Source organism: Halorubrum rubrum (assembly GCF_024494685.1).
Lineage (GTDB): Archaea > Halobacteriota > Halobacteria > Halobacteriales > Haloferacaceae > Halorubrum > Halorubrum rubrum.
In genome coordinates, this window is the sequence record NZ_JANHDM010000003.1 from 174,831 (window position 1) to 195,793 (window position 20,963).

Sequence of the window (20,963 nt, forward strand, 5' to 3'; positions counted from 1 at the left end):
AAAGCGTGACGCTTCGCGAGGGCGGACGCGGCGGAGGGACTACGCCGTGGCGTCCGCCACCGCGGCCAGCAGGTCCTCGCCGTCGACGTCGTCGGGGACCGTCACGACGCGCTCCGCCGCGTCCGCGATCCGACCGCGGGCGTCCGTCCGGTCGCGGTCGGTCCCGTTCCCGCCGACCACGACCGTGACGTCGGCGCTCGCGGCCAGTTCGCGCGCCGCCGCCAGCGGCTCGTCGGTGACCCCGGCGAAGGGCGGGACGGTCACGACCCGCGCGCCCGCTCCCGCATTCGCGGCGGCGACGGCGGCCGCGTCGCCCTCGGGAACGACGCCGAGCGAGACCGCGTGGCCGGCGGCCGCGAGCCGCGCCACGACCCGCGCCGCGTCCGGGCCCGTGCCGACGACGTGGACTCGGCGGGGATCGGCGTCCGACCGCGGGAAGGCGGTGACCGCGGGCGTCCCGGTCGCCAGATTGCGGCCGACGAACGCCTCCGCGTCGAACGCGTCGCGGACCGCCTCGGCGTCGAGCACGTCCGCGGGCGGACCGTCGGCGCGGACCCGGCCGCCGGCGAGGACGACGATCCGGTCGCAGTAGCGGGCCGCCATGTCGAGGTCGTGGATCGCCGCGACCGCGGCGCGGCCGTCGTCCGCGATGTCGCGGACGAGCTCCATCGTCGCCACGGCGTGGTTGACGTCGAGGCTCGCGGTCGGCTCGTCGAGCAGCAGCGTCGGCGTCTCCTGGGCGAGCGCCCGCGCGAGGAGGACGCGCTGGCGCTCGCCGCCCGACACCTCGGTTATCGACCGGTCGGCGAACCGCTCGACGCCGGCGGCGGCCATCGCCTCGTCGACCGCGGCCGCGTCCTCGGCGCCGTGGCCGTCGAACCGCCCGAGGTACGGGGTTCGCCCCATCTCGACGACGTGGCGCACCCGGAAGTCGAAGGAGAGCCCCGTCTCCTGTGGCACGCTCGCCACGCGGCGGGCGACCTCGCGGGCGGAGAGTCCCGACGTGGCGTCGCCGTCGAGGCGAACCGTCCCGTCGTCGGGCTCGATCGCTCCCGTCATCGCCCGAAGAACGGTCGTCTTCCCCGCGCCGTTCGGGCCGACGAGGGCGACGAGCGTCCCCGGCTCGACGGTCAGATCGACGCCGGAGACCGCCTCGAGATCGCCGAACGAGACGGCCAGGTCACGGACGGCGACGGGCGGGTCGCCTGAGGGGAAACGACCGGCGGCGTCGGCGGAGGCGGCGTCCCCGCTCACAGCTCGTACACCTCGCGGTTCATCAGCAGGTAGACGAAGAAGGGCGCGCCGACGGCGGCGGTGACGACGCCGACCGGGAGCTCCGCGGAGCCGGAGCGGGCGGCCGTGTCGGCGGCGACGAGGAAGGCCCCGCCCGAGAGCGCGGCGGTCGGGAGCAGCACGCGGTGGTCGGGACCGACGACGAGCCGGAGCATGTGCGGGACGATCAGCCCGACGAACCCGATTATCCCCGCGAACGCGACCCCCGCGGCCGTGATCAGCGCGCTCGTCGCGAGCAGTATCCGCTTCGTGCGCTCGACGTCGATCCCGACCCCGCGAGCCTCCTCCTCGCCCAGCAGCAGGACGTTGAGATCGCGGGAGTACGCCAGAAGCACCGCGAAGAGCGGCGGGACGACGAGCGCGGTGACCCCGACCTCGCTCCAGGCGGCCCCGGAGAGGTGCCCCATCAGCCACGCGACGATCCGCCGGAGCGACTCGCCGGCCTGTAACTGGAGGTACGAGATGACCGCGCCGAGGAACGTCTGGACGGCGACGCCCGCCAAGAGCAGCGTCGCGACCGGCGTCCGGCCGTGTCGCGTCGCGATGGCGTACACGCCGAACGCCGCGATCAGCGCGCCGACGAACGCGAACAGGCTCACGCCGGTCCCGTAGGAGACGCCGACGTCGACCGCGCCGAGAAGCGGGAGCGTCAGCGTCGTCGACAGCGCGGTCGGGAAGACGATGAACGCCACCGCGCCGACCGCCGCGCCCGAGGAGACGCCGATGATCGACGGGTCGGCCATCGGATTTCGGAAGAAGCCCTGCATCACGGTGCCCGCGGCCGCGAGCGAGAATCCCACGAGCGCCGCGAGCAGGATCCGCGGAAGCCTGACGAGCAACACGATCCGCCGATGGACGTCGTCGACGGGAAAGGCGAACGGCGACCGGTAGGCGAACTCGACGCCGGGCAGCGCAAGCGGGCCCGCGCCCGTCGCGCCGAACTCCACGCCCGCGGGCACGACCGCCGCGTTCAAGACGATCTTCGTCACCTCCGCGGGCGGGATCTGGACCGGCCCGATCCCGGCGCTGACGACGACGACGACCGCCAGTACGGCCGCTAGCGCGGTCGACCACGCCGTGGCCCGACGCCGGACTCGCATTCGATAGGCAACAAAACTTGTAGTAGGTAAATACTTATTGAACCGGGCGCGTCGATACACCGATGCGAGACAGCTTCGCGGTCGCGGTCGCCCTGCTCGTGACGACGGCCCTCGTGGGCGGCGTCGCGGGCGGAGCGGCGGGCGCACAGCCGACGAGCGGGATCGGAGACGCCCCGGAGGTTCGCCAGACGGACGGCTCCGACGAGTGTTCGTTCCCGCTCACCGTGACCGACGCGACGGGAGAGGAGATCACCCTCGAGGAGCCGCCGGAGCGGATCACGACGACGAATCCGTCGGCCGCACAGACGCTGTGGGAGATCGGCGCGCGCGACCGCGTCGTCGGCGTGACCCAGTACGCGGCGTACCTCGACGGGGCCGGAGAGAGAACGAACGTCTCCGCGGAGGGACTCGGCGTCGACACCGAGAAGGTCGTCGGAACCGATCCGGACCTGGTGTTGGCTCCGAACGCCTCCGCCGACGACGTGGAGCCGCTCCGGAACGCCGGGATCACGGTGTATCACTTCCCGGAGGCGACCGACGTCGAGGACATCGCCGGGAAGACGACGACCGCCGGCCGGCTGGTCGGCGAGTGCGAGGCCGCCGCCGAGACCAACGCGGAGATGAACGCCGCGGTCGAGGAGACCCGCGACCGGACCGCGGACATCGACCGCCCGGCCGCGCTCTACCCGCTGGGGAGCGGGTACGTCGCCGCCGGGGACACCTTCATCGACGAGCTCATGACGATCGGCGGGGTCGAGAACGTCGCCGCCGCCGACCACGAGGGGTACCCGCAGCTCTCGGCGGAGGTCGTCCTCGAGATGGACCCCGAACTCATCCTCGTCAACGGCCCCGACGCGCCGATCGTGAACGAGGAGCCGTACGCGAGCACGACCGCCGGACGGGAGGGGAACACGGTCGTGGTGGAGGTCCAGTGGCTGAACCAGCCTGCACCGCGCAGCGTGATCGAGGCGACCACGACGATCGCGGACGCCGTCGAGGAGTACAACGCGGCACAGGAGAGCGATGACGGGAACGGGACCGCCGACGCCGACGACGGATCGGCGGAGACCGACGACGGCGTTCCCGGCTTCGGCGTCGTCGCCGCGGTCCTCGCCGTACTCGCGACGCTCGCCGTCGGCACGACTCGTCGGCGGCCGTAGATCGCCGTGACTCGTCGGCGGCCGTAGACGGGGATCGGTTCGCGGAGCCGCGCCTCTCGATCGCCTCAGATCCCCTGTCCCATCAGGTGGCTCCGCAACACGTCGGGCGTCTTGAGTCCGGCGTCGGTGTTGAGGAGGACGACCGTCTCCTCGCCGTCGAAGTACCCGTCCTCCGCGAGTCCCCACGCGCCGGCGGGCGCGGCCCCGCCGGCCGCACCCATCTCGATCACCTCGTTCTGGGCGACGGCGACCGCGCTCGCGAGGACGTCCTCGTCGTCGACGGTCACCGCGGTCCCGCCGCTCTCCTCGATCGCCTCCAGGGCCGCGCGGCCGCCCGCGGGATCGGGGATCTCCAGTTCGCCACAGATGGTGTCGGGCGTCGACCACGGCTCCGGCTCGTCGAGCCCGCGGTCGAGCGCGGCCGCGATCGGGGCACAACCGCTCGCCTGGGCCGCGACCAGCCGGGGAGGCGCGTCGATCGCGCCGATCCGCGCGAGCTCGGCGAAGCCCTTGTACACGCCCGCGAGCACCTCGCCGGTGCCGGTCGGGACGACGACGACGTCGGGCGCGCCGCCGAGGTCGTCGACGAGCTCGAACGCGACCGTCTTCACCCCCTCGTGGCGGTAGGGGGTCGCGAACTCGTTCAGGTCGGTGTACTCGGTCTCCAGCTGGTCGTCGACGGCGGCGGCCGCGTCGGGGTAGCGACCCCCCACGACTCGCATGTCGCCGCCGTGGACGTTCGTCATCGCCTTGTTCGAGAACGCGCAGCGCGAGGGGACGAACGCGTACGAGCGCAGGCCCGCACGCCCGGCGTACGCCGCCATCGACTGCCCGGCGTTGCCGGGGCTCGCGCACGCGAGCGGCTCGACGTCACGGTCGCCCGCGACTCCCGCGACCGCCGTGAGCGCGACGGAGAGCCCCCGGTCGAGGACGGTCCCCGTCGGGTTCCGCCCCTCGTCTTTGACGTAGACGGATTCGACGTCGAGTTCCTCGGCCAGCCGATCGGTCGGGACGAGCGGCGTCGATCCCTCGCTCCCCGAGAGCGCGGCGGAGGCGGGAAACGGCAGGAGCGCGTCGAACCGCCAGTGGCCCGGCGCGGGGGTCCGGCCGGAGTCGTCCCCGCCGACCGAGGCCGCGTGCGCCCCGAACGGCGCGTCGGGATCGACCGACTCGTAGTCGTAGGTCGCCTCGACGCGGCCCGTCTCGTCCGGGAGCTCCGCCGGGTCCGCCGTCTCGTACACCCGACCGGACGCGCGACTCTCCAGCCCGCGGAACGTCTCCGTCGTCTCCATACGCGACCTTGCGGCGGGCCCGACTAATCGCTTCGCTTCCCGAGCGGCCGGCAAACGGTCACCGGCACGGGACGTGGCGTTCGCTCCGTCGCGCGGCCGCTTATTACCCGCCGGCCCGATGCCGAACGTATGGACGCAGAAGCCATCGTCGTCGGCGGCGGACTCGCCGGGCTCGTCTCGGCGGCCCGGATCGCGGAGGCGGGCGCGGACGTGACGCTCCTCGAACGCCGGCCGCGCGTCGGCGGCCGGGTTCGCTCCCGCGAGGTCGAGGGCTTCACGCTCGACCGGGGGTTTCAGGTGCTGTTCACGAGCTACCCGGCCGTGGCGCGCGAGCTCGACACGGACGCGCTCGATCTCCGGCGGTTCTCGCCCGGCGCGACGATCTGTCGGCCGGGATCGCGGGCCGTCCTCTCGGACCCGCTCCGCGAGCCGACCGCCGCGATCGAGTCCGCGCTCAACCGCGAGGTCCCCTTCTCCGATAAGCTCCGAACGCTCGCGCTCCGGTACGACCTCTCGAAGCGCGCGAACGACGAGTTCTTCGCGGACGACGGTCCCGACGCGTCGATACGCGACTACCTCGCGGACTGGGGCTTCTCGAGCGACTACGTCGCGAACTTCGTCGAGCCCTTCTACGGCGGGATCACGCTCGACCGGTCGCTGTCGACCTCGAAGGCCGTCTTCGAGTACACCTTCCGCGCGATGAGCCGCGGGACGATCGCGATCCCCGCCGGGGGGATGGCGGCGATCCCCGACCAGCTGGCCGAGCGCGCCAGGGACGCCGGCGTCGAGGTCCGCACCGGCGAGGACGTCGAGGCGATCGACGTCGGCTCCGGCGGGCGGTTCCGGCTCGGAGCCGGGGGGACCGCCGACGGCGCGCGCGTCGAACTCGCTGACGGTGAAACGCTCGACGCGGAGTGCGTCGTCGTCGCGACCACGCCGCCCGAGGCCCGGCGGCTGACCGGCGTCGGGTCGATCCCCGAGTCCGGCGTCCCCAACGTCACCGCGTGGTTCGCGCTCCCCGAGCGGTCGTCGTTCGCGACCGGGCGGCGGATCCTTCTCAACGCGGCCGGCGGGTCGCCGAACGCGGTCGTGCCGATCTCGGAGGTCGCAACCGAGTACGCGCCCCGGAACCGCCCGCTGCTCGCGGCGACGTTCCTCGGCGAGGCGGCGCTGGAGCGCGACGCCGACGACCTCCGTGAGAGCACCCGAGAGGCGCTCTCGGCGTGGTACCCCGAGCGCGGATTCGAGAGCCTCGAGACCGTCGCCGTCGATCGGATCCCCTTCGCGCAGTTCGCCCAGCCGCCGGGCGTCCACGCGACCCTTCCAGACCCGGACGATCCCGAGGGATCGGTGGTGCTCGCGGGCGAGTACACCGAGTGGTCGTCGATCCAGGGCGCGTTAGAAAGCGGGCGGGCCGCGGCGGAGACGGCGAGCGAGTACCTCTAGTCGCCCGGCTGGTCGTCCACGGGCTCGTCCGTGCCGTCGCCCGAGTCCTCGTCCGGCAGCGTGAGCACGTTCTCGCGACCCAGCCGGAACCCCTCCAACTCGCCCTCGTCGCGGAGCCCGGTCACCACCTGGCTCGTCTTGGCGGCCGTCCAGTCGAGCTCCTCGGCGACCCGCTTCTGTTTCATCCGACCTCCCTCGCGCTCGAGGAGCCGGAGCACCTGCTCCTCGTTGCTCAGAAGCTCCGCGTCGACCGGCGGCGCGTCCGCGTCGATCGAGTCGTCGGTGTCGGGTTCGTCGGTGTCCTCGGGTTCGCCGGGAGCGTCGTCCGCGACCGCCTCCGCCGGGGGTTCGTCGGCCGCGGCAGTCCCGACGGTCTCCGACTCGACCGGCGTCGCCTCCGCCGCCGCGGACGACGACTCCCGATCGCGTCGGGAGTACGCCGCGATTCCACCGAGGACGACGAGGAGACCGACCGCGACGAGGATCGGGAGCCCGCTCGGGACCGAGTCCACCACGGAGTCGGGACCCGCCGCGATGCGCGGCTCGCCCCCGGCGAAGTCGACCGGGCCGACCCAGACGACCGATCCGTCTCGCGTCTCCGCGGGTTCGGGCGAGGCCGACTCCAGGTCGTGGGAGTCCGGCCACGAGACGATGAGCGAGCTCTCCTCGTCGAGGAACATGCCGTCGACCGCGTCGCCGGCAGCGATCCGTCCGTCCTCGACGGTCGCAAACCCGCCCCAGCGGAACCGGTAGGTGACGACCCCGTACTCCTGGGGGATCTCCCGACGCTCCGCAGTCACCGACACGTTCGAGACGCTCATCTCTCGGCCCGTGGCCGACGAGGACTCGTTTACCGTCGTCTCCATTCGCCCCCGGAACCGATCGGAGTAGGCGTCGGGATTCGCTTCGAGGTCGGTCCGGAACTCCTCGAAGGCCCGTTCCTCGTCGCTCGTCGAGAGCCGGACCCGGTACTCGATCGTCCAGACCGCGTCGCCGTCGGCGTCGACGTCGACGGTGATCAACACGTCGTCGGGGTCGATCTCCTCCTGTTGGGCGAAGGGGTCCCCGGCGACCCCCGCGGCGCCGCCGGACGCGCAGACGAGCAGGCCGCCGACGAGGAGACCGACGACGAGGAGAGGACTGACGAGACGCCAGTCGAGCGTCGAGAGCGCCGTCGTTCGCTGCACGGCCGACACGACGCGGGGTCGGGCTAAATCGCTTCTCATGTCCGTGGTCGGCTCCGGTCGTCCGGCACCGACGCGAGCACGCTACGGGCCACCGCTCCGGTCGCCGCCGCTCGGTCCGTCCCCCGCACCCGAGCCCGGATCGGCCCCGGAGTCCGAACCGGAACCGCTCCCGGCGTCATCGTCGTCGCCGTCGCTCCCGGACGTTCCGTCGCCGCCCGGCTCGTCGTCGCCGTTCCCGTCGGTGACGTTCCCCCCGGTGCCCGTCCCGTCGTGGTCCGGTTCATCGCGTGTCGAGCCGTCGGCGGCGGACCCGTTCCGCGGTCCGGAGGCGTTGGCTCCGGGCTCGGAGGCGTCAGTTCCCGAAGGACCGCCTTCGGGGAGGTCGTCGATCGGACCGCCGCCGTCCGGACCGTCACTGCCGGGACCGCCCGGAGCGCCGACCCCGGATCCGGGCGGACCGCGGCGGTCGGGACCCATCGGCGCGCCGGTCCGGTTTCCACCTATCTCTCGGGCGATGGCGGCGGTCTCGGGACCGCTCAGTTCGCTCGCGCTCTCACGCAGGGTCCGGATCCGGTCGGCGTCGACGCCCCGCTCGACGAGCGTCTCCTCGGGCAGGCCCGCCGCGACCGCGGCGCTCCGGTTCGTCGTCCGATTCACCGTCGCCACGTGCGCCCCGATCGTCGCCGTTCGGGCGGCGTACGCGCCGGAACTCACGTTCCCCGCCTCCCGGCGTTCTCGAAGATCCCGTCTCCGCTCTCGCAGCTCCGTAAGCTGCTCCTCGTTCCGCTCGAGCTGCGCCGCGATCACGGCCGCGCGCTCCTCGTCGGTCTCCGCCTCCGCGAGCCGGATCTCGAAGGACCGCGAGGACACCTCGCCGTCGACCTCGGCCCCCTGGACGCCGACGACGCCGGAGAGCCGTTCGCCGGGGCTGAGGTCGTCCGCGGTGGATCCGCCGGAGGCGTTCGTGGCGCTCGTGTCGTTCGTGGCGTTCTCCGATCCGACCTGTGCGACCTCGTCGGTTCCCTCGCCGGCACCCGCGCCGTCGCCGGCACCCGCGCCGTCGCCGATCGCGGGCGGCGCACCGGGCTCGCCGGTCACCGCGGCTCCGAGCGGGACCATCGCGATCAGCCCCGCGACCGCCAGGGCTGCGACGAGCAACGTGATCCGTCGAGTCATACCTTCCGATCGGCGACCGACGCCTAAATACACCCGCACCCTTCGTTCCGGATCAAGCCCGATCAAGCCCGATTAAACCGGATGACGGCGTCGTGTCGGTTGAGCTGCCGGCTCGCGTGGACGTCGAGCGGAAACCGAGGCGGCCTGCTCAGTACGACTTCGCGAAGTACGCCGTCCGCTCGGCCGGGCCGCCACAGATCGCGCACGTCTCCCCGTGGCCCGCGCCGCCGTCGCTGCCGTCGTCGAGGTCGTCGTCGACGCCGTCGCCGACGAGCGGGTCGTCGTTCTCGAAGGGGACCATGACGATCTCCGCGGCCATCGGCTCCTTGATCGGTTCCTCGCAGGCCTCGTCGCCGCACCACGGCGTCTTCACGTAGCCGCCGTGCTGGCCGAGCGTGCCGAGGATCCCGGCGCGGTCGTCCGCCTCCCGAACCTCGCCGTCGAGGGTGTCCTCGGCGGCCGCGTACAGCTTCGCGTACACCGTATCGAGGTGGTCGCGGACGGTCTCGGCGACGCCCTCGCGGTCCTCGACGCGCTCTTCGCCGTCGGGACGGTGGTTCAGCGTCAGTTCGTCGTCTTCGACCTCGTAGGGGCCGATCTCGATCCGAAGGGGAACGCCGTTGAGCTCGTGTTCGTTGAACTTGAATCCGGGGTTGCGCTCGTCGCGGTCGTCGAGTTCGACGCGGATCCCCGCCGCCTCGAGGTCGTCGGCGACGCCCTCGGCGTACGCGAGCACGTCGTCTTTCGTGTCCTCCTGCCAGATGGGGACGACGACGACCTGGGTCGGCGCAACCGTCGGCGGGAGCACGAGCCCCTGTTCGTCCGAGTGGGTCATGATCAGCGCGCCGAGCGCGCGCCAGGAGAGCCCCCACGAGGTCGTGTGGGCCGTACGCTCGTCCTCCTCGGCGTCGGAGAAGGTGATGTCGAACGCCTCCGCGAACGACTGTCCGAGGTGGTGGGAGGTCGCGCCCTGGACGGACTTCCCGTCGGGCATGAGCGCCTCGACGGTCGTCGTCGTGTCCGCGCCGGGGAACGCGTCGTGATCGGGCTTCTGGCCCTTGAGGACCGGGATCGCGAGGAAGTCCTCGTAGACGGACTCGTACTGGTCGAGCCGCGTCATCGTCTCGTTCCAGGCGTCCTCGCTCGTCGCGTGGGCGGTGTGGCCCTCCTGCCAGAGGAACTCCTTCGTCCGGAAGAACGGCTTCGTCTCGGTCGCCTCCCACCGGACGACCGAACACCACTGGTTCACCCGCAGCGGGAGGTCGCGGTGGCTCCGCACCCACTGGCTGATGTACGGCGTGATGATCGACTCGGAGGTCGGTCGCACCGCGAGCCGCTCCTCGAGCTCCTTCGTACCCGCCTCGGTCACCCACGCCACCTCGGGGTCGAACCCCTCGACGATGTCCTTCTCGCGTTCGAGGTAGGACTCGGGGATGAACATCGGGAAGTAGGCGTTCCGGACCCCGGTGTCCTTGAACTTCGCGTCGAGGAACCCCTGGAGCCGCTCCCAGACTGCGTACGCTCGCGGCCGCGTGACGATGAAGCCGCTCATGCCCTCGGGGCCGTAGTCGGCCAACCCCGCCTTCCGCACGACCTCGGCGTACCACTCGCCGGTGTTGTGTGACTTTGACTCGGTGATGCCGAGCTCCTGGTCGTCGTCGCTCATTGTTCCTCACAGGGCGGGTCGCAGGCTTAAAAGGTCCGAAGGCGCGTGCGGATGCGGGGCGGGACGACCCTCCCGGTCGCCGCGGTCGGCCGATCCCGCTCGCCGGCGACCGGATCGGAGAAAGGTTAACTCCCCCGTAGGCCCTACGCTCCGGCATGGACCTGTCGGGGATCCGCCGTCACGCGTCACGGTCGCTCGCGGGCCGTCGCGAGGCGGCCGTACTGGCCCCGGTGATCGAACGCGACGGGGACGCCCACCTGCTGTTCACGAAGCGTGCCGAACACCTCGGGGAGCACCCCGGCCAGATGAGCTTCCCCGGCGGCGGCCGCGAGCCGGTCGACCGAACCCTCACCGACACCGCGCTCCGCGAGGCGAGAGAGGAGGTCGGCATGCGTCCCGACGAGGTCGACGTCGTCGGCCGCATCGACGACACGCGGACCAGCAGCGCCTACGCGGTCCGGCCCTTCGTCGGGGTCGCGCCCGACCGGGAGTACGTCCCCGACGAGTCGGAGGTCGCCGAAGTCGCCGTTCTCTCGGTCGCGGACCTCACGGACCCCGCGAACTACGAGTCGGAACGGCGGATCGGTCACCCGGAGTACGGGGACCACCGCGTCCACTACTTCCACGTCGACGGCTACACCGTCTGGGGCGTGACGGGTCGGATGGTCGTCCAGCTGCTCGAGCGCACCACGGACTGGCGCGCGCCGCCCGACCCCGACCGCGTCGTCGGCCCCGAAGCCGACTTCCCGATCTGAGCGGGAGAGGACGGGACGCTCCGGTCGGCCCGACCGCGAACGGCTGGATTCAAGTCCGCCGACCCGGAACCGGAGGGCATGCAACCCGGAGATCGCGTCCGCGTCGACCGCGGGGACGTTACGAACGAGGGCATCCTGTTGCCCTCGACGACGCGCGACCACCTCGTCGTCAAGCTCGACGGCGGGTACAACGTCGGTATCGACCGCGAGGCGGCCGACGTGGAGGTGCTGGAGTCGGGCGCGCGCGACGTCGACGACGCCGGCGACGCCGCGGGCGAGGCGAGCGAGATCACCTTCGACGACGACCTCCCGACGGTGGCGCTCATCTCCACCGGCGGAACCATCGCCTCGACCGTCGACTACCGCACGGGCGCGGTCACGGCCCGGTTCGACGCCGAGGACGTGTTGCGGGCGGTCCCCGACCTGGCGGGCCGCGCGAACTATCGCGGCCGCGTCGTCGCCAACATCCTCTCGGAGAACATGGAGCCGCGGATCTGGCGGGACCTCGCCGAGGCGGTCCGCGAGGAGGTCGAAGCCGGGGTCGACGGCGTCGTCGTGATGCACGGAACCGACACGATGCAGTACTCCGCCTCGGCGCTCGCGTTCACGCTCGACGTCCCCGTCCCGGTCGTGTTCACGGGGAGCCAGCGCTCCGCGGACCGCCCCTCCTCGGACAACGTGATGAACGCCGTCTGCGCCGTGGAGGCCGCGAAGGCGGACCACGCCGAGACGCTGGTGTGTATGCACGCGAGCCCCTCCGACGACGTCTGCGCGCTCCACCGCGGCACCCGCGTCCGGAAGAACCACACCTCCCGGCGCGACGCCTTCGAGACGGTGGGCGCGGAGCCGCTCGGGCTCGTCGACTACGAGGCCGCCACCGAGGCGGGAGCCGACGGCGACGTCGCCGAGGAGGCGATCGCCTGGAACCGCGACCCCGTCCCGCGGGGTGACGGGGAGGGTGAAGCGGACGAGAGGACGGGGGCAGACCCCGCCATCGCGGCCGACTTCGAGCCGGCCGTCGAGCTCGTCAAGTTCACGCCGGGGATGGACCCCGCGGCGTGGGACTACCTGGCGGGGAAAGCCGGCGTCGTGATCGAGGGGACCGGGCTCGGCCACGTCCACACCGACCTCATCCCGCGGGTCGAGTCGCTCGTCGCGGACGGGACGGTCGTCGTCATGACGAGCCAGTGTCTCGAGGGCCGGGTGTGCGACCGCGTCTACGACACCGGCCGGGACCTCCTCGACGCCGGCGTGATCGAGGCGGGCGACACCCTTCCCGGCACCGCGAAGGTGAAGCTCATGTGGGCGCTCGCGAACCTCGACGACCCCGCGGCGGCCATGCGCCGCGACCTCGCGGGCGAACTCACCGAGGAGTCGCGGCCCTGGCGGTGAGCGGCGAGCCATGAATCGGGTCGCGGTGCGGGCGGCGCGCCCCGCCGACGTCGACGCGGTCGTCGCCTTCACCGGCGACACGTGGGGCGACCGCTCCGACGACTACGTCCCGCGGGTGTTCGCCGACTGGGTCGCGGCCGACGACGACGCGCGGCGGACGCTCGTCGCGACGGTCGCCGCGGACGACCCGGCGCTGCCCGAGGACGACGCCACGCTCGTGACCGGCGACGGGACCGGCACGGCGGCCCCCGGCGAACCCGAGGCGGTCGTCGGCTGTATCCAGGGCGTCCGCCTCTCCGAGTGGGAGGCGTGGGCCCAGGGGATCCGCGTCCACCCCGCCGCCCGCGGGCTCGGCGCGGGCAGCCGGCTCACCCGAGCCGTCCTCCGGTGGGCGCGCGACGCAGGCGCGACCGTCTGCCGCAACATGGTGTTCTCCTGGAACGTCGCCGGCCTCGGCCAGTCGCGGGCCGCGGGGTTCGAGCCGACGACGGCGTTCCGGTTCGCCCATCCGGAACCCGCGTCGGAGGCGGATCGCGACGCCCCCGCGATCGCGGCCGTCGACGACCCGGACCCCGACGCGGCGTGGGCGTTCTGGCGGGGCAGCGACGCCCGCGCCCACCTCGACGGGCTCGCGCTCGACCCGGCCGAGTCGTGGGCGTGTTCGGAGCTCACCAGGGAGCGGCTGGCCGCGGCGGCCGCGGAGGGACGCCTGATCGCGGTCGCCGACGGCGGGGTCGCGGGCGTCGCCGTCCACGCGCGGATCACGGCCGACGAGTCGATACGCGCCGGCGACGACGCCGGCGGAACCGGCCGCGACGACGGCGATGGGGCCGACGCCGGCGGAACCGGCGACGACGGCGATGGGCCCGACGCCGACGAGGCCGACGGCGACCGTGAGGCCGACCGGACGGCGGTCTACGGCGTCGCGGCGTGGCGGGACGCGGCCGCCGCCGGCGAGCTGTTCGGGGCCATCGCCCGCGACGCGGCCGGGCGCGACGCCACGGCCACCCGCGTGCTCGTCCCCGAGACCGTCGAACACGTCAGCGACGCCGCCGTCAACCGCGTGCGCGTCGCGGCGGAGCCGGACTTCGTGACGACCGCGGACCTCACGGACCCGGCCGTGAACGGCGACCGAGTCGCGTGACCCCGGATCTGACGACTCGCCCGTTCGTTTCCCGTCGTTCTCGGGACCGCTAGGCTCTTTGTACTCGCACCCACATTCCGCGTATGGACCCGGCTTCCCTCGCGTCCGGGACGACCCTCCAGCTCGCGACGCTTCGGTCGGTCCTCTACTACGGCGCGGTGTACGGGATCGTCCTCGCGGTCGCGGTCTGGATCTACCGGGACGCGAAGGCGCGCGGCAGCGACCGGGCGCTGGCGTGGTTCCTCGCGACGCTCGTGTTCACCATCCTCCCGGTGGTAGCGTACATGTACCTCCACCGCGACGCGGGGCCGGCGGGGACGGACGGGCCGAACGGGCCCGACGGGTCGGAGTGACGCGACCGGTCCCGCCCGTCGAGTATCACCGCCGATAGCCGAACCCGAACGCCTAATTCCCCCCGTCCCGGCCGTGTCGACATGTTCGCGACCCTGCCGGACGCGCTCCGACTGATCGTCGTCCCCGTCTTCTGTTGGGCGGCGGTCCGGGACGTCTGGACCCGGCGGCTCCCCAACCGGATCTGGCCGCCGCTGTACGCGTTCGGCGCGTTGCTGCTGCTCTGGGACGCCGCCCTGCTGTTTCGGTTCGCAGGCCTCGACGGGCGGCTGTTCCTCGTGCGGGCCGCCGTCAGCCTGCTGTTCGTCGCGCCGCTCGGCTACGCGTTCTGGTACCTCGGCGCGTTCGGCGGGGCCGACGCCAAGGCCCTCATCGCGCTCGCGATCGTCTTCCCGACGTTTCCAAGCTACGAGGTCGCCGGCCTCTCGCTCCCGCTCGTCGAGACCGCACTCGGCGTCTTCTCGCTCACGATCCTCACGAACACGGTCCTCCTCGGGCTGGCGTACCCGGTCGGGCTGGCCGTCGTCAACCTCGCGAGCGGCCGCGTCTCGCCGACCATGTTCCTCGCCCGACCGGTGGCGACCGACTCGCTTCCCGACCGGCACGGCCGGCTGTTCGAGGACGCGGAGGGGACGACCCGGAACGGGCTCGACCTGGACGCCCTCCGGATGTACCTCCGGTGGCGGGGGACGACGCTCGCGGAGCTCCGAGACGACCCCGACCGCCTCCGTGACCCCGAGAGCGTCGGGGAGACGTTCGATCCGACCGACGGCGGAACCCACGTCGGCCCCGCGACCGACGGCGGCGAGGTGATCGGGAGCGACGGGGAGGCGGAAGGTGACGATGAGGAGGGAGGCGAGGACGGGGAGGAACGCGGCGGGGAGCGCGCCGACTTCGACGACCCGTGGGCCGCGACGCGGTTCCTCGCCGAGATCGACCACGGCGCGTACGGGACCGACGCCGAGACGCTCCGCGGGGGACTGGAGGTCGTCGTCGCCCGCGAGACGGTCCGCGTCTCGCCGGGGATGCCGTTCGTCGTGCCGATGGCGGCGGGGCTGGTCGTCTCCGTCGCCTACGGTGACGCGCTGTTCGCGCTGCTCGGCGCGGTCGGACTGGTGTGAGTCGAGAACGACGCATCGTCCGGACCGACGACCCGATCAGGCCTCGATCGGCAGGTCGCCGACGGTCGAGACCCGCGTGCCGATCGGCCGTTTGACGAACTCGCCGAGTTCGACGCCGAACAGCCGGCTCACGCCGCGCTGGGCGGCGACGTCGAGCAGCCGCTGGTCGATCCGGCCGTCGAGCACGACGGCGTGGGGGGGCTCGGACGCGCCCTCGACCGCGTCGAACGCGCCGTCGGCCTCGACCTCCTCGAGGATCCCGAGGTCGTCGTCGAGCAGCCTCGCGAGCCCGCTCTCGCGGTCGACGACCTCCTGGACGTGCTCCTCGAGCGACCGAGGCTCGTCGTCGACGAGCTTCGCGTTCTTCGGAGACGCCCCGTCGTCCGCATCGTTCGGCGAGTCGACCGGATCGGCCGGGGCGGAGACGTCCGTGGACGCGGCGGCGGGGTCGTCGACGGTGGGGTCGTCGGACTCGCTGTCGCTCTCGGGGTCAGCGCCGGCGGTCGAAGCGTCGGCGTCGCTCGAAGCGTCGGCGTCGTCGGCGCGGTCCTCGTCGGCCCCCGCCTCGGTGGTGGTCCCCGACCCGTCGTCGGCGTCGGCGGTCGAGGGTTCGGGGTCCGCGTCGGGGTCGGTCTCCTCCGGCTCGATCGCCGCGTTCTCGTCGGTCGGATCGGCGGTCGGGGCGCTGCCGGCCGCCTCCCGGAGATTCGGCGCGTCGGCGAGCGTCTCGTAGGGGACCTTCCCGCGGAGCGCCTCGAAGACGGCCCCGCGGTCGAGGTCCTCGACGGACTCGCCGGGCGGTGCGAACGCGACGTAGTCGACCTCGCCGACCTGCGCGAGCTCGCGGAGGATGAGCTCGCCGCCGCGGTCGCCGTCGAGGAACGCGGTGACCGTCCGCGACCGGGTCAGCTCCACGACCGCCTCGGGGACGTTCGTCCCCTCGACGGCGACCGCGTTCTTGATCCCGCACTCGAGCAGCGTCGAGACGTCCGCGCGACCCTCGACGACGATCACGGCGTCGGAGTCGCCGACGCGCGGCCCGGCGGGGAGCCCCTCGTAGTCGACGATCCCCTCGACGCGGGCGGCGTCGCGGACCTCCTCCAGCACGTCGTCGCTGGCGAGGCTCGTCTCCTCGAATCCGCTCGCGACGAGCTCCTTCGCCCGCTCGACGACCTCACGACGCTTGGCCGCGCGCACGTCCTCGATGCTCGTCACCTCGACGGCGGCCCCGCAGGGACCGATGCGGTCGATGGTCTCGAGCGAGGCCGCGAGGATCGCGGTCTCGACCTTGTCGAGGCTCGAGGCGACGGTCACCTCGCCGAAGGACTGGCCGTTCTCCGACCGTATCTCCACGTCGATCCGGCCCACCTTCGAGGACTCCTGGAGGTCCCGTAAGTCGAGCTCGTCGCCGAGGAGCCCCTCGGTCTGCCCGAACACCGCGCCGACGACGTCGCTCCGCTCGACGACGCCGTCGGCCGCGATGGTGGCCCGGATCAGGTATTTGGCTGTGTCGTTCATGTGATGGGTGATGGTGATGTGAACGGACGGCGAGTCGCCGCCCCGTTTCGGGTAGGATCGGTCCGGAAAAATACCTGTCGGCCTACGGACCGTCGACGACGATGGTGAGACGAGTGGACGGATCGGCGCGAATCGTCGCGGCGGCTGGGGGAATTAACCGAATGGGTCTCCTACGTGTCCTCACCGATGCGAGTTCGGAGAGACCTCGTCTGGATCCCGGTGTTCGCGGTGCTGGTCGCCTTTTCGGTCCCGTGGCCGCTGTGGGGCGTCGACCGCGTCGTCGCCGGGCTGCCGGCGTGGATCTGGTGGCACGTCGGCTGGCTCGGACTGTGTTCGATCGCGTTTCGGTCGTTCGTCCGGAGCGGCGCGTGGGAGCGAGGGATGGGGCTCGACGCCCCCGGAGGGACGGGCGGAACCGAGGCGTCGACCCGCGGGGGTGACCGCCGGTGACCGTTTCGATCGGCCTCGGCGTCGTCGTCGGCTACCTGCTGGTCGCGCTGGCGGTCGGGCTCTTCGCCTACCGGCTCACTGAGACGACCGCGGAGGACTACTACCTCGCGAACCGGTCGATCGGCACGGTCGTGCTGCTCTTTACCACGTTCGCCACGCTGCTTTCGGCGTTCACCTTCTTCGGCGGGCCGAACCTCGCGTACGCGGCCGGCCCGGAGTGGCTGATCGTGATGGGGACGCTCGACGGCGTGTTGTTCGCGGTGTTGTGGTACGTCATCGGCTACAAACAGTGGCTGATCGGCGACCGCCGCGGGTACGTCACGCTCGGGGAGATGCTCGGCGACCGCTTCGGTTCCCCGGCGCTCCGCGCGCTCGTCGCCGGGATCAGCCTCCTGTGGCTGTTCCCGTACGTCATGCTCCAACAGATGGGTGCCGGCGAGGCGCTCGTCGGGCTGACCGGCGGCGCGGTACCCTACTGGGGCGGCGCGGCGCTGATCACCGCGTTCATGATCGCGTACGTGACGCTCGCGGGGCTGCGGGGCGTGGCGTGGACCGACACGATCCAGGGCCTCTTCATGCTCTCCGTCGTCTGGGTCGCCGCCGTCTGGGTCGTCTCGGCGGTGGGCGGCGTCGGCGCGGCGACCGGGTCGATGGTCGCCGCGCGCCCCGAGTTCGGGAGCTTCGGCGGCGGGCTGTACACCCCTGGGTTCATCGTCTCCACGGCGATCACCATCGCGTTCGGCGTGACGATGTTCCCGCAGATCAACCAGCGCTTCTTCGTCGCGGAGTCCGAAACGGTGCTCAAGCGGTCGTTCGCGCTGTGGCCCGTCCTCGTGTTGCTCCTCTTCGTTCCCGCGTTCCTGCTCGGCGCGTGGGCCGTCGGGATGCCGGTCGACGTACCCGAGGGCGCGAACGTGCTCCCGGTCGTGTTGAACGAGTACACGCCGACCTGGTTCGCCGCGCTCGTGATCGCGGGCGCGATGGCCGCGATGATGTCCTCCTCGGACTCGATGCTGCTCTCGGGGTCGTCGTACTTCACCCGCGACCTCTACCGGCCGTTCGTGGCCCCAGGCGCCTCCGCGCGCCGCGAGGCGTGGGTCGCCCGAGCCGGCGTCGTCGTCTTCGCCACGCTCGCGTTCCTCGCGAGCCTCCTCCGGCCCGGAACGCTGATCGAGGTCGGCGACACCGCCTTCTCCGGGTTCGCGCTGCTGTCGCTGCCCACCGTCTGTGCGCTCTACTGGGACCGCACCACCCGCGACGGGATGGTCGTCGGGATCGTCGTCCCGCAGGCTGCCTATCTGCTCGTGGTGTTGTCGTCGGTGCTCCCCGTCGTCCTGACGCTCCCGCGGACCGTCGCGCTCGCGGGCTCCGGGGGGTGGGACGTCGCGCTCGGACTGATGGTCCTCTCCGCGGTCCTCACCGTCGGCGTCTCGCTTCTCACCGCGCCGACCGCCGAGAGCGACGCCTCCCGGTTCGCGGTCGCGGGCGACTGAGGCACGCGCCGCCGACCGAGCCGAACGGCTCCGCGACCGACGAGCGAGCCCTCAGGTTTCTCCGGAAGGCGTGCGCCTTTAGGCGTGCCCGGCGACCGGGAGCGCAATGACACGACGGTGGAACGTGCTTCTGCCCCCGACCATCGACCCGGTCGGCCCGGAGTCGCTCGCCGACGTCGCCGACTGTACGAGCCGCGCCGACTACGCCGACGAGGAGGCGCTGTTGGCCGACGTCGACCGGTACGACGCGATCATCACGCGGACGCAGCCGGTCTCGGCGGAGCTGATCGGGGCCGCCGACCGACTGAAAGTGGTCGCCAAACACGGGGCCGGCGTCGACAACGTCGACGTCGAGGCCGCGACGGACCGCGGGATTCTCGTCGCGAACACGCCGGGCGAGAACGCGAACTCGGTGGCCGAACACGCCGTGACGCTGCTTCTGGCCGCGAAGCGGAACGTCGTCCGCGCGGACCGGGCGACCCGGAAGGGCGACTGGCGACGGGCGGACTTCCGCGGCCGCGACCTGTTCGGTCGGACGCTGGGGCTGTTCGGCGCGGGCAACGCGGGCCGGCGGGTGGCGACGCTGCTTTCGGGGTTCGGCGTCTCCTGTGTGGCGTACGACCCGTACGTCGACCCCGCCGACCTCCCCGAGAACGTCTCGCTCGTCGACGAGCCGACGGATCTGTTCGAACGCGCCGACGACGTCAGCGTCCACGCGCCGCTCACCGACGAGACGTACCACGCGGTCGGGGCCGCGGAGATCGGCGCGCTCCCCGCGGACGCCGTCCTCGTGAACACGGCCCGCGGCGGCGTCGTCGACGAGGACGCGCTCGTCGCCGCCCTCCGGGAGGAGACGATCGCCGGCGCGGGCGTCGACGTGTACGAGACCGAGCCCCCGGAGCCCGACGACCCGCTTCTCGAGTGCGACTCCGCCGTGTTCACCCAGCACAACGCGGGCGTCTCCGTCGACGCGCTCGAGAACATGAGCCGGGCGGCCGCCGGCGTCGTCCGGACCGTCCACGCGGGCGGCGTTCCGGAGACGACGCTGAACCCCGAGGCCGTCGAATAGATTATATCCGAAGACGCACACAGCCGGACCGTGGTCGCCCTCCATCGGCCCTCGGGAACGAACCGGTCCGAGGCGGTCGCCGTCGCGGTCGCGAACCTGCTGCCGCTCGTCGGCGTCGTCGCGCTCGGCTGGAACGCCGCGGCGCTCGTGACCCTCTACTGGTTCGAACTCGGCATCGCCGCGCTCTTCGCCGTCGTCCGCGGGCTCTTCGCCGGTCGCCCGAGCGACCTCGACGCCGACGCGCTGGTGTTCGGGGCGCTGGCGTCGAAACCCCTCGCGCTGTCGGTCCCGCGGACCGACGTTCGGATCCATCTCTCCTCCGTCCTCTCGCTTCTCGTCGTCGCGCCGATCCTCGCGGCGACGTGGGTCGTCCTCGGCGGCGTCGTGTTGGGGTTCGTCGGGGCCGACTCGCTCTCGTCGGCCGCCCTCGAGACGGTCACGATCGCGGTGGGCGTCGTCCTCCTCTCGGAGGCCGGAACGACCGCCGTCGACTACTTCTACCGCGGCGGCTACCGCGAGGAGAGCGCGGGGACGGCCGTCTCGGGCGTCTTCTTCCGGCTCGCGACGGTGCTCGTCGGCGGGATCATGACGGTGACCGTCGTCGCGGAGGCCGTCGGCGTCGACGGCGACGCGACCGCGACGGAGGCGGCCGACCCGGTCGTGTTCGGCGTGCCGGTCCTCGTCGGCGCGGTGTGCGTCAAGTTCGCGTTCGACCTCGCGGGGCTGTACGGCGACCGGCTCGCCGCGATCGACGAGTCCGCGGACGGGATCCTCGGCTGGTCGCGCGACCCGCCCGCCCGCGACCCGATCGAGGACGACCTCGCGAACGCCGGCAGCCGGGTCCGACCCTCGCTCGGCGGACGGCTGTTCGGCGAGCCGGTCTCGCCCGTCGAGCACCCGGGCCCGTGGTACCTCTCGGTCCTCGCCCTCCTCGTCGCCCTCCTCTTCTCGCTCGGGCGTGCGTGGGGGATCGTCGCCGGGCTCGTCGTCCTCGCGGTCGCGATCCCCCCCGTCGCGACCGCGTGCGACTCGTTGATCCGGTACGGCCCCGTCGAGTACCGCGTCGCCGGCGAAGGGGTCGCGGGCGGTCCCGCACTCGTGGGATACGACCGGGTCTGCGGGGCCGCGCTGTGGCGGATAGAGCCGTGGGACGAGGAGTCGCTGCGGATCGAACGCGATCCCCTCGACGAGCGGTTCGACACGTCGACGGTCGCGGTCGAACTGCGCGACCGCGATCTCCGGCTCCCCCGGCTCGGCGAGTCGGACGCCGACCGCGTCCTCGACGTCTTCGACCGCCGGCCCGAGCGCCCCGAGCGATCCGACGGGTGAGCGCGCCGGTCCGAACCGAAC

At 72.5% G+C, this 20,963-nt stretch carries 18 protein-coding genes; 11 read left to right on the plus strand and 7 right to left on the minus strand.

The genetic code is table 11. The features are described 5' to 3' along the window. Nucleotides 1-39: 39 nt before the first annotated feature. Both NO889_RS05170 and btuC read right to left on the minus strand, forming a co-directional pair. Complete coding sequence (locus tag NO889_RS05170) at nucleotides 40-1,179, minus strand: ATP-binding cassette domain-containing protein (RefSeq protein ID WP_379787391.1); 1,140 nt, start codon at nucleotides 1,177-1,179, stop codon at nucleotides 40-42. Nucleotides 1,180-1,250: 71 nt separating this feature from the next. Then, nucleotides 1,251-2,393 carry a vitamin B12 ABC transporter permease BtuC gene (gene btuC / locus NO889_RS05175; protein WP_256411202.1) on the minus strand — a complete coding sequence of 381 codons (1,143 nt, stop codon included), beginning with the start codon at nucleotides 2,391-2,393 and terminating at the stop codon, nucleotides 1,251-1,253. A gap of 62 nt (nucleotides 2,394-2,455) precedes the next feature. On the opposite strand from btuC, the gene NO889_RS05180 reads away from it, so the two are divergent. Continuing rightward, entirely contained in the window at nucleotides 2,456-3,553 is a 1,098-nt protein-coding gene (locus tag NO889_RS05180) for a PGF-CTERM-anchored ABC transporter substrate-binding protein (protein ID WP_256411203.1), read from the plus strand. 65 nt (nucleotides 3,554-3,618) lie between these two features. Here NO889_RS05180 and NO889_RS05185 read toward each other — a convergent pair whose 3' ends face one another. Beyond that, entirely contained in the window at nucleotides 3,619-4,845 is a 1,227-nt protein-coding gene (locus tag NO889_RS05185) for a threonine synthase (RefSeq protein WP_256411204.1), read from the minus strand. A gap of 129 nt (nucleotides 4,846-4,974) precedes the next feature. Between NO889_RS05185 and NO889_RS05190 the strand changes: the two genes are divergently transcribed. Further along, nucleotides 4,975-6,291 carry an NAD(P)/FAD-dependent oxidoreductase gene (locus NO889_RS05190; RefSeq protein ID WP_256411206.1) on the plus strand — a complete coding sequence of 439 codons (1,317 nt, stop codon included), beginning with the start codon at nucleotides 4,975-4,977 and terminating at the stop codon, nucleotides 6,289-6,291. Here NO889_RS05190 and NO889_RS05195 read toward each other — a convergent pair. The 3 genes from NO889_RS05195 to proS form a co-directional block, all read right to left on the minus strand. Further along, nucleotides 6,288-7,478, minus strand: coding sequence for a DUF7345 domain-containing protein (locus tag NO889_RS05195; RefSeq protein WP_256411207.1), 1,191 nt, complete (start codon nucleotides 7,476-7,478; stop codon nucleotides 6,288-6,290). The genes NO889_RS05190 and NO889_RS05195 overlap by 4 nt on opposite strands. A gap of 81 nt (nucleotides 7,479-7,559) precedes the next feature. After that, nucleotides 7,560-8,654 carry a DUF7096 domain-containing protein gene (locus NO889_RS05200; protein WP_256411208.1) on the minus strand — a complete coding sequence of 365 codons (1,095 nt, stop codon included), beginning with the start codon at nucleotides 8,652-8,654 and terminating at the stop codon, nucleotides 7,560-7,562. A gap of 148 nt (nucleotides 8,655-8,802) precedes the next feature. Next, on the minus strand, nucleotides 8,803-10,320 hold the full coding sequence (gene proS / locus NO889_RS05205) for a proline--tRNA ligase (protein ID WP_256411209.1): 1,518 nt from the start codon (nucleotides 10,318-10,320) through the stop codon (nucleotides 8,803-8,805). 155 nt (nucleotides 10,321-10,475) lie between these two features. Here proS and NO889_RS05210 point away from each other — a divergent pair, with 155 nt between their 5' ends. The 5 genes from NO889_RS05210 (at nucleotide 10,476) to NO889_RS05230 (ending at nucleotide 15,083) form a co-directional block, all read left to right on the plus strand. Beyond that, the gene (locus NO889_RS05210) at nucleotides 10,476-11,075 is read left to right on the plus strand and encodes an NUDIX hydrolase (protein ID WP_256411210.1); all 600 of its coding nucleotides are present in this window, start codon (nucleotides 10,476-10,478) and stop codon (nucleotides 11,073-11,075) included. Nucleotides 11,076-11,153: 78 nt separating this feature from the next. Further along, complete coding sequence (gene gatD / locus NO889_RS05215; protein ID WP_256411211.1) at nucleotides 11,154-12,467, plus strand: Glu-tRNA(Gln) amidotransferase subunit GatD; 1,314 nt, start codon at nucleotides 11,154-11,156, stop codon at nucleotides 12,465-12,467. A gap of 10 nt (nucleotides 12,468-12,477) precedes the next feature. After that, entirely contained in the window at nucleotides 12,478-13,611 is a 1,134-nt protein-coding gene (locus NO889_RS05220) for a GNAT family N-acetyltransferase (RefSeq protein ID WP_256411212.1), read from the plus strand. Nucleotides 13,612-13,694: 83 nt separating this feature from the next. Beyond that, nucleotides 13,695-13,964, plus strand: coding sequence for a hypothetical protein (locus NO889_RS05225; protein WP_256411213.1), 270 nt, complete (start codon nucleotides 13,695-13,697; stop codon nucleotides 13,962-13,964). 81 nt (nucleotides 13,965-14,045) lie between these two features. Further along, the gene (locus NO889_RS05230; RefSeq protein ID WP_256411214.1) at nucleotides 14,046-15,083 is read left to right on the plus strand and encodes an A24 family peptidase; all 1,038 of its coding nucleotides are present in this window, start codon (nucleotides 14,046-14,048) and stop codon (nucleotides 15,081-15,083) included. A 36-nt stretch (nucleotides 15,084-15,119) separates the two neighbouring features. Here the strand turns inward: NO889_RS05230 and dnaG are convergent, their stop codons facing one another. Beyond that, complete coding sequence (gene dnaG, locus NO889_RS05235; RefSeq protein ID WP_256411215.1) at nucleotides 15,120-16,601, minus strand: DNA primase DnaG; 1,482 nt, start codon at nucleotides 16,599-16,601, stop codon at nucleotides 15,120-15,122. A gap of 186 nt (nucleotides 16,602-16,787) precedes the next feature. On the opposite strand from dnaG, the gene NO889_RS05240 reads away from it, so the two are divergent. The 4 genes from NO889_RS05240 (at nucleotide 16,788) to NO889_RS05255 (ending at nucleotide 20,942) form a co-directional block, all read left to right on the plus strand. Beyond that, a complete protein-coding gene (locus tag NO889_RS05240) occupies nucleotides 16,788-17,051 on the plus strand; it encodes a hypothetical protein (protein ID WP_256411216.1) in 264 nt (87 codons plus the stop codon). Beyond that, the gene (locus NO889_RS05245) at nucleotides 17,048-18,544 is read left to right on the plus strand and encodes a sodium:solute symporter family protein (protein WP_256411217.1); all 1,497 of its coding nucleotides are present in this window, start codon (nucleotides 17,048-17,050) and stop codon (nucleotides 18,542-18,544) included. Before NO889_RS05240 ends, NO889_RS05245 begins: the two co-directional genes overlap by 4 nt. Before the next feature lie 106 nt (nucleotides 18,545-18,650). Next, a complete protein-coding gene (locus tag NO889_RS05250; RefSeq protein WP_256411218.1) occupies nucleotides 18,651-19,613 on the plus strand; it encodes a hydroxyacid dehydrogenase in 963 nt (320 codons plus the stop codon). A 30-nt stretch (nucleotides 19,614-19,643) separates the two neighbouring features. Beyond that, nucleotides 19,644-20,942, plus strand: coding sequence for a DUF6498-containing protein (locus NO889_RS05255; protein WP_256411219.1), 1,299 nt, complete (start codon nucleotides 19,644-19,646; stop codon nucleotides 20,940-20,942). Nucleotides 20,943-20,963: the final 21 nt, after the last annotated feature.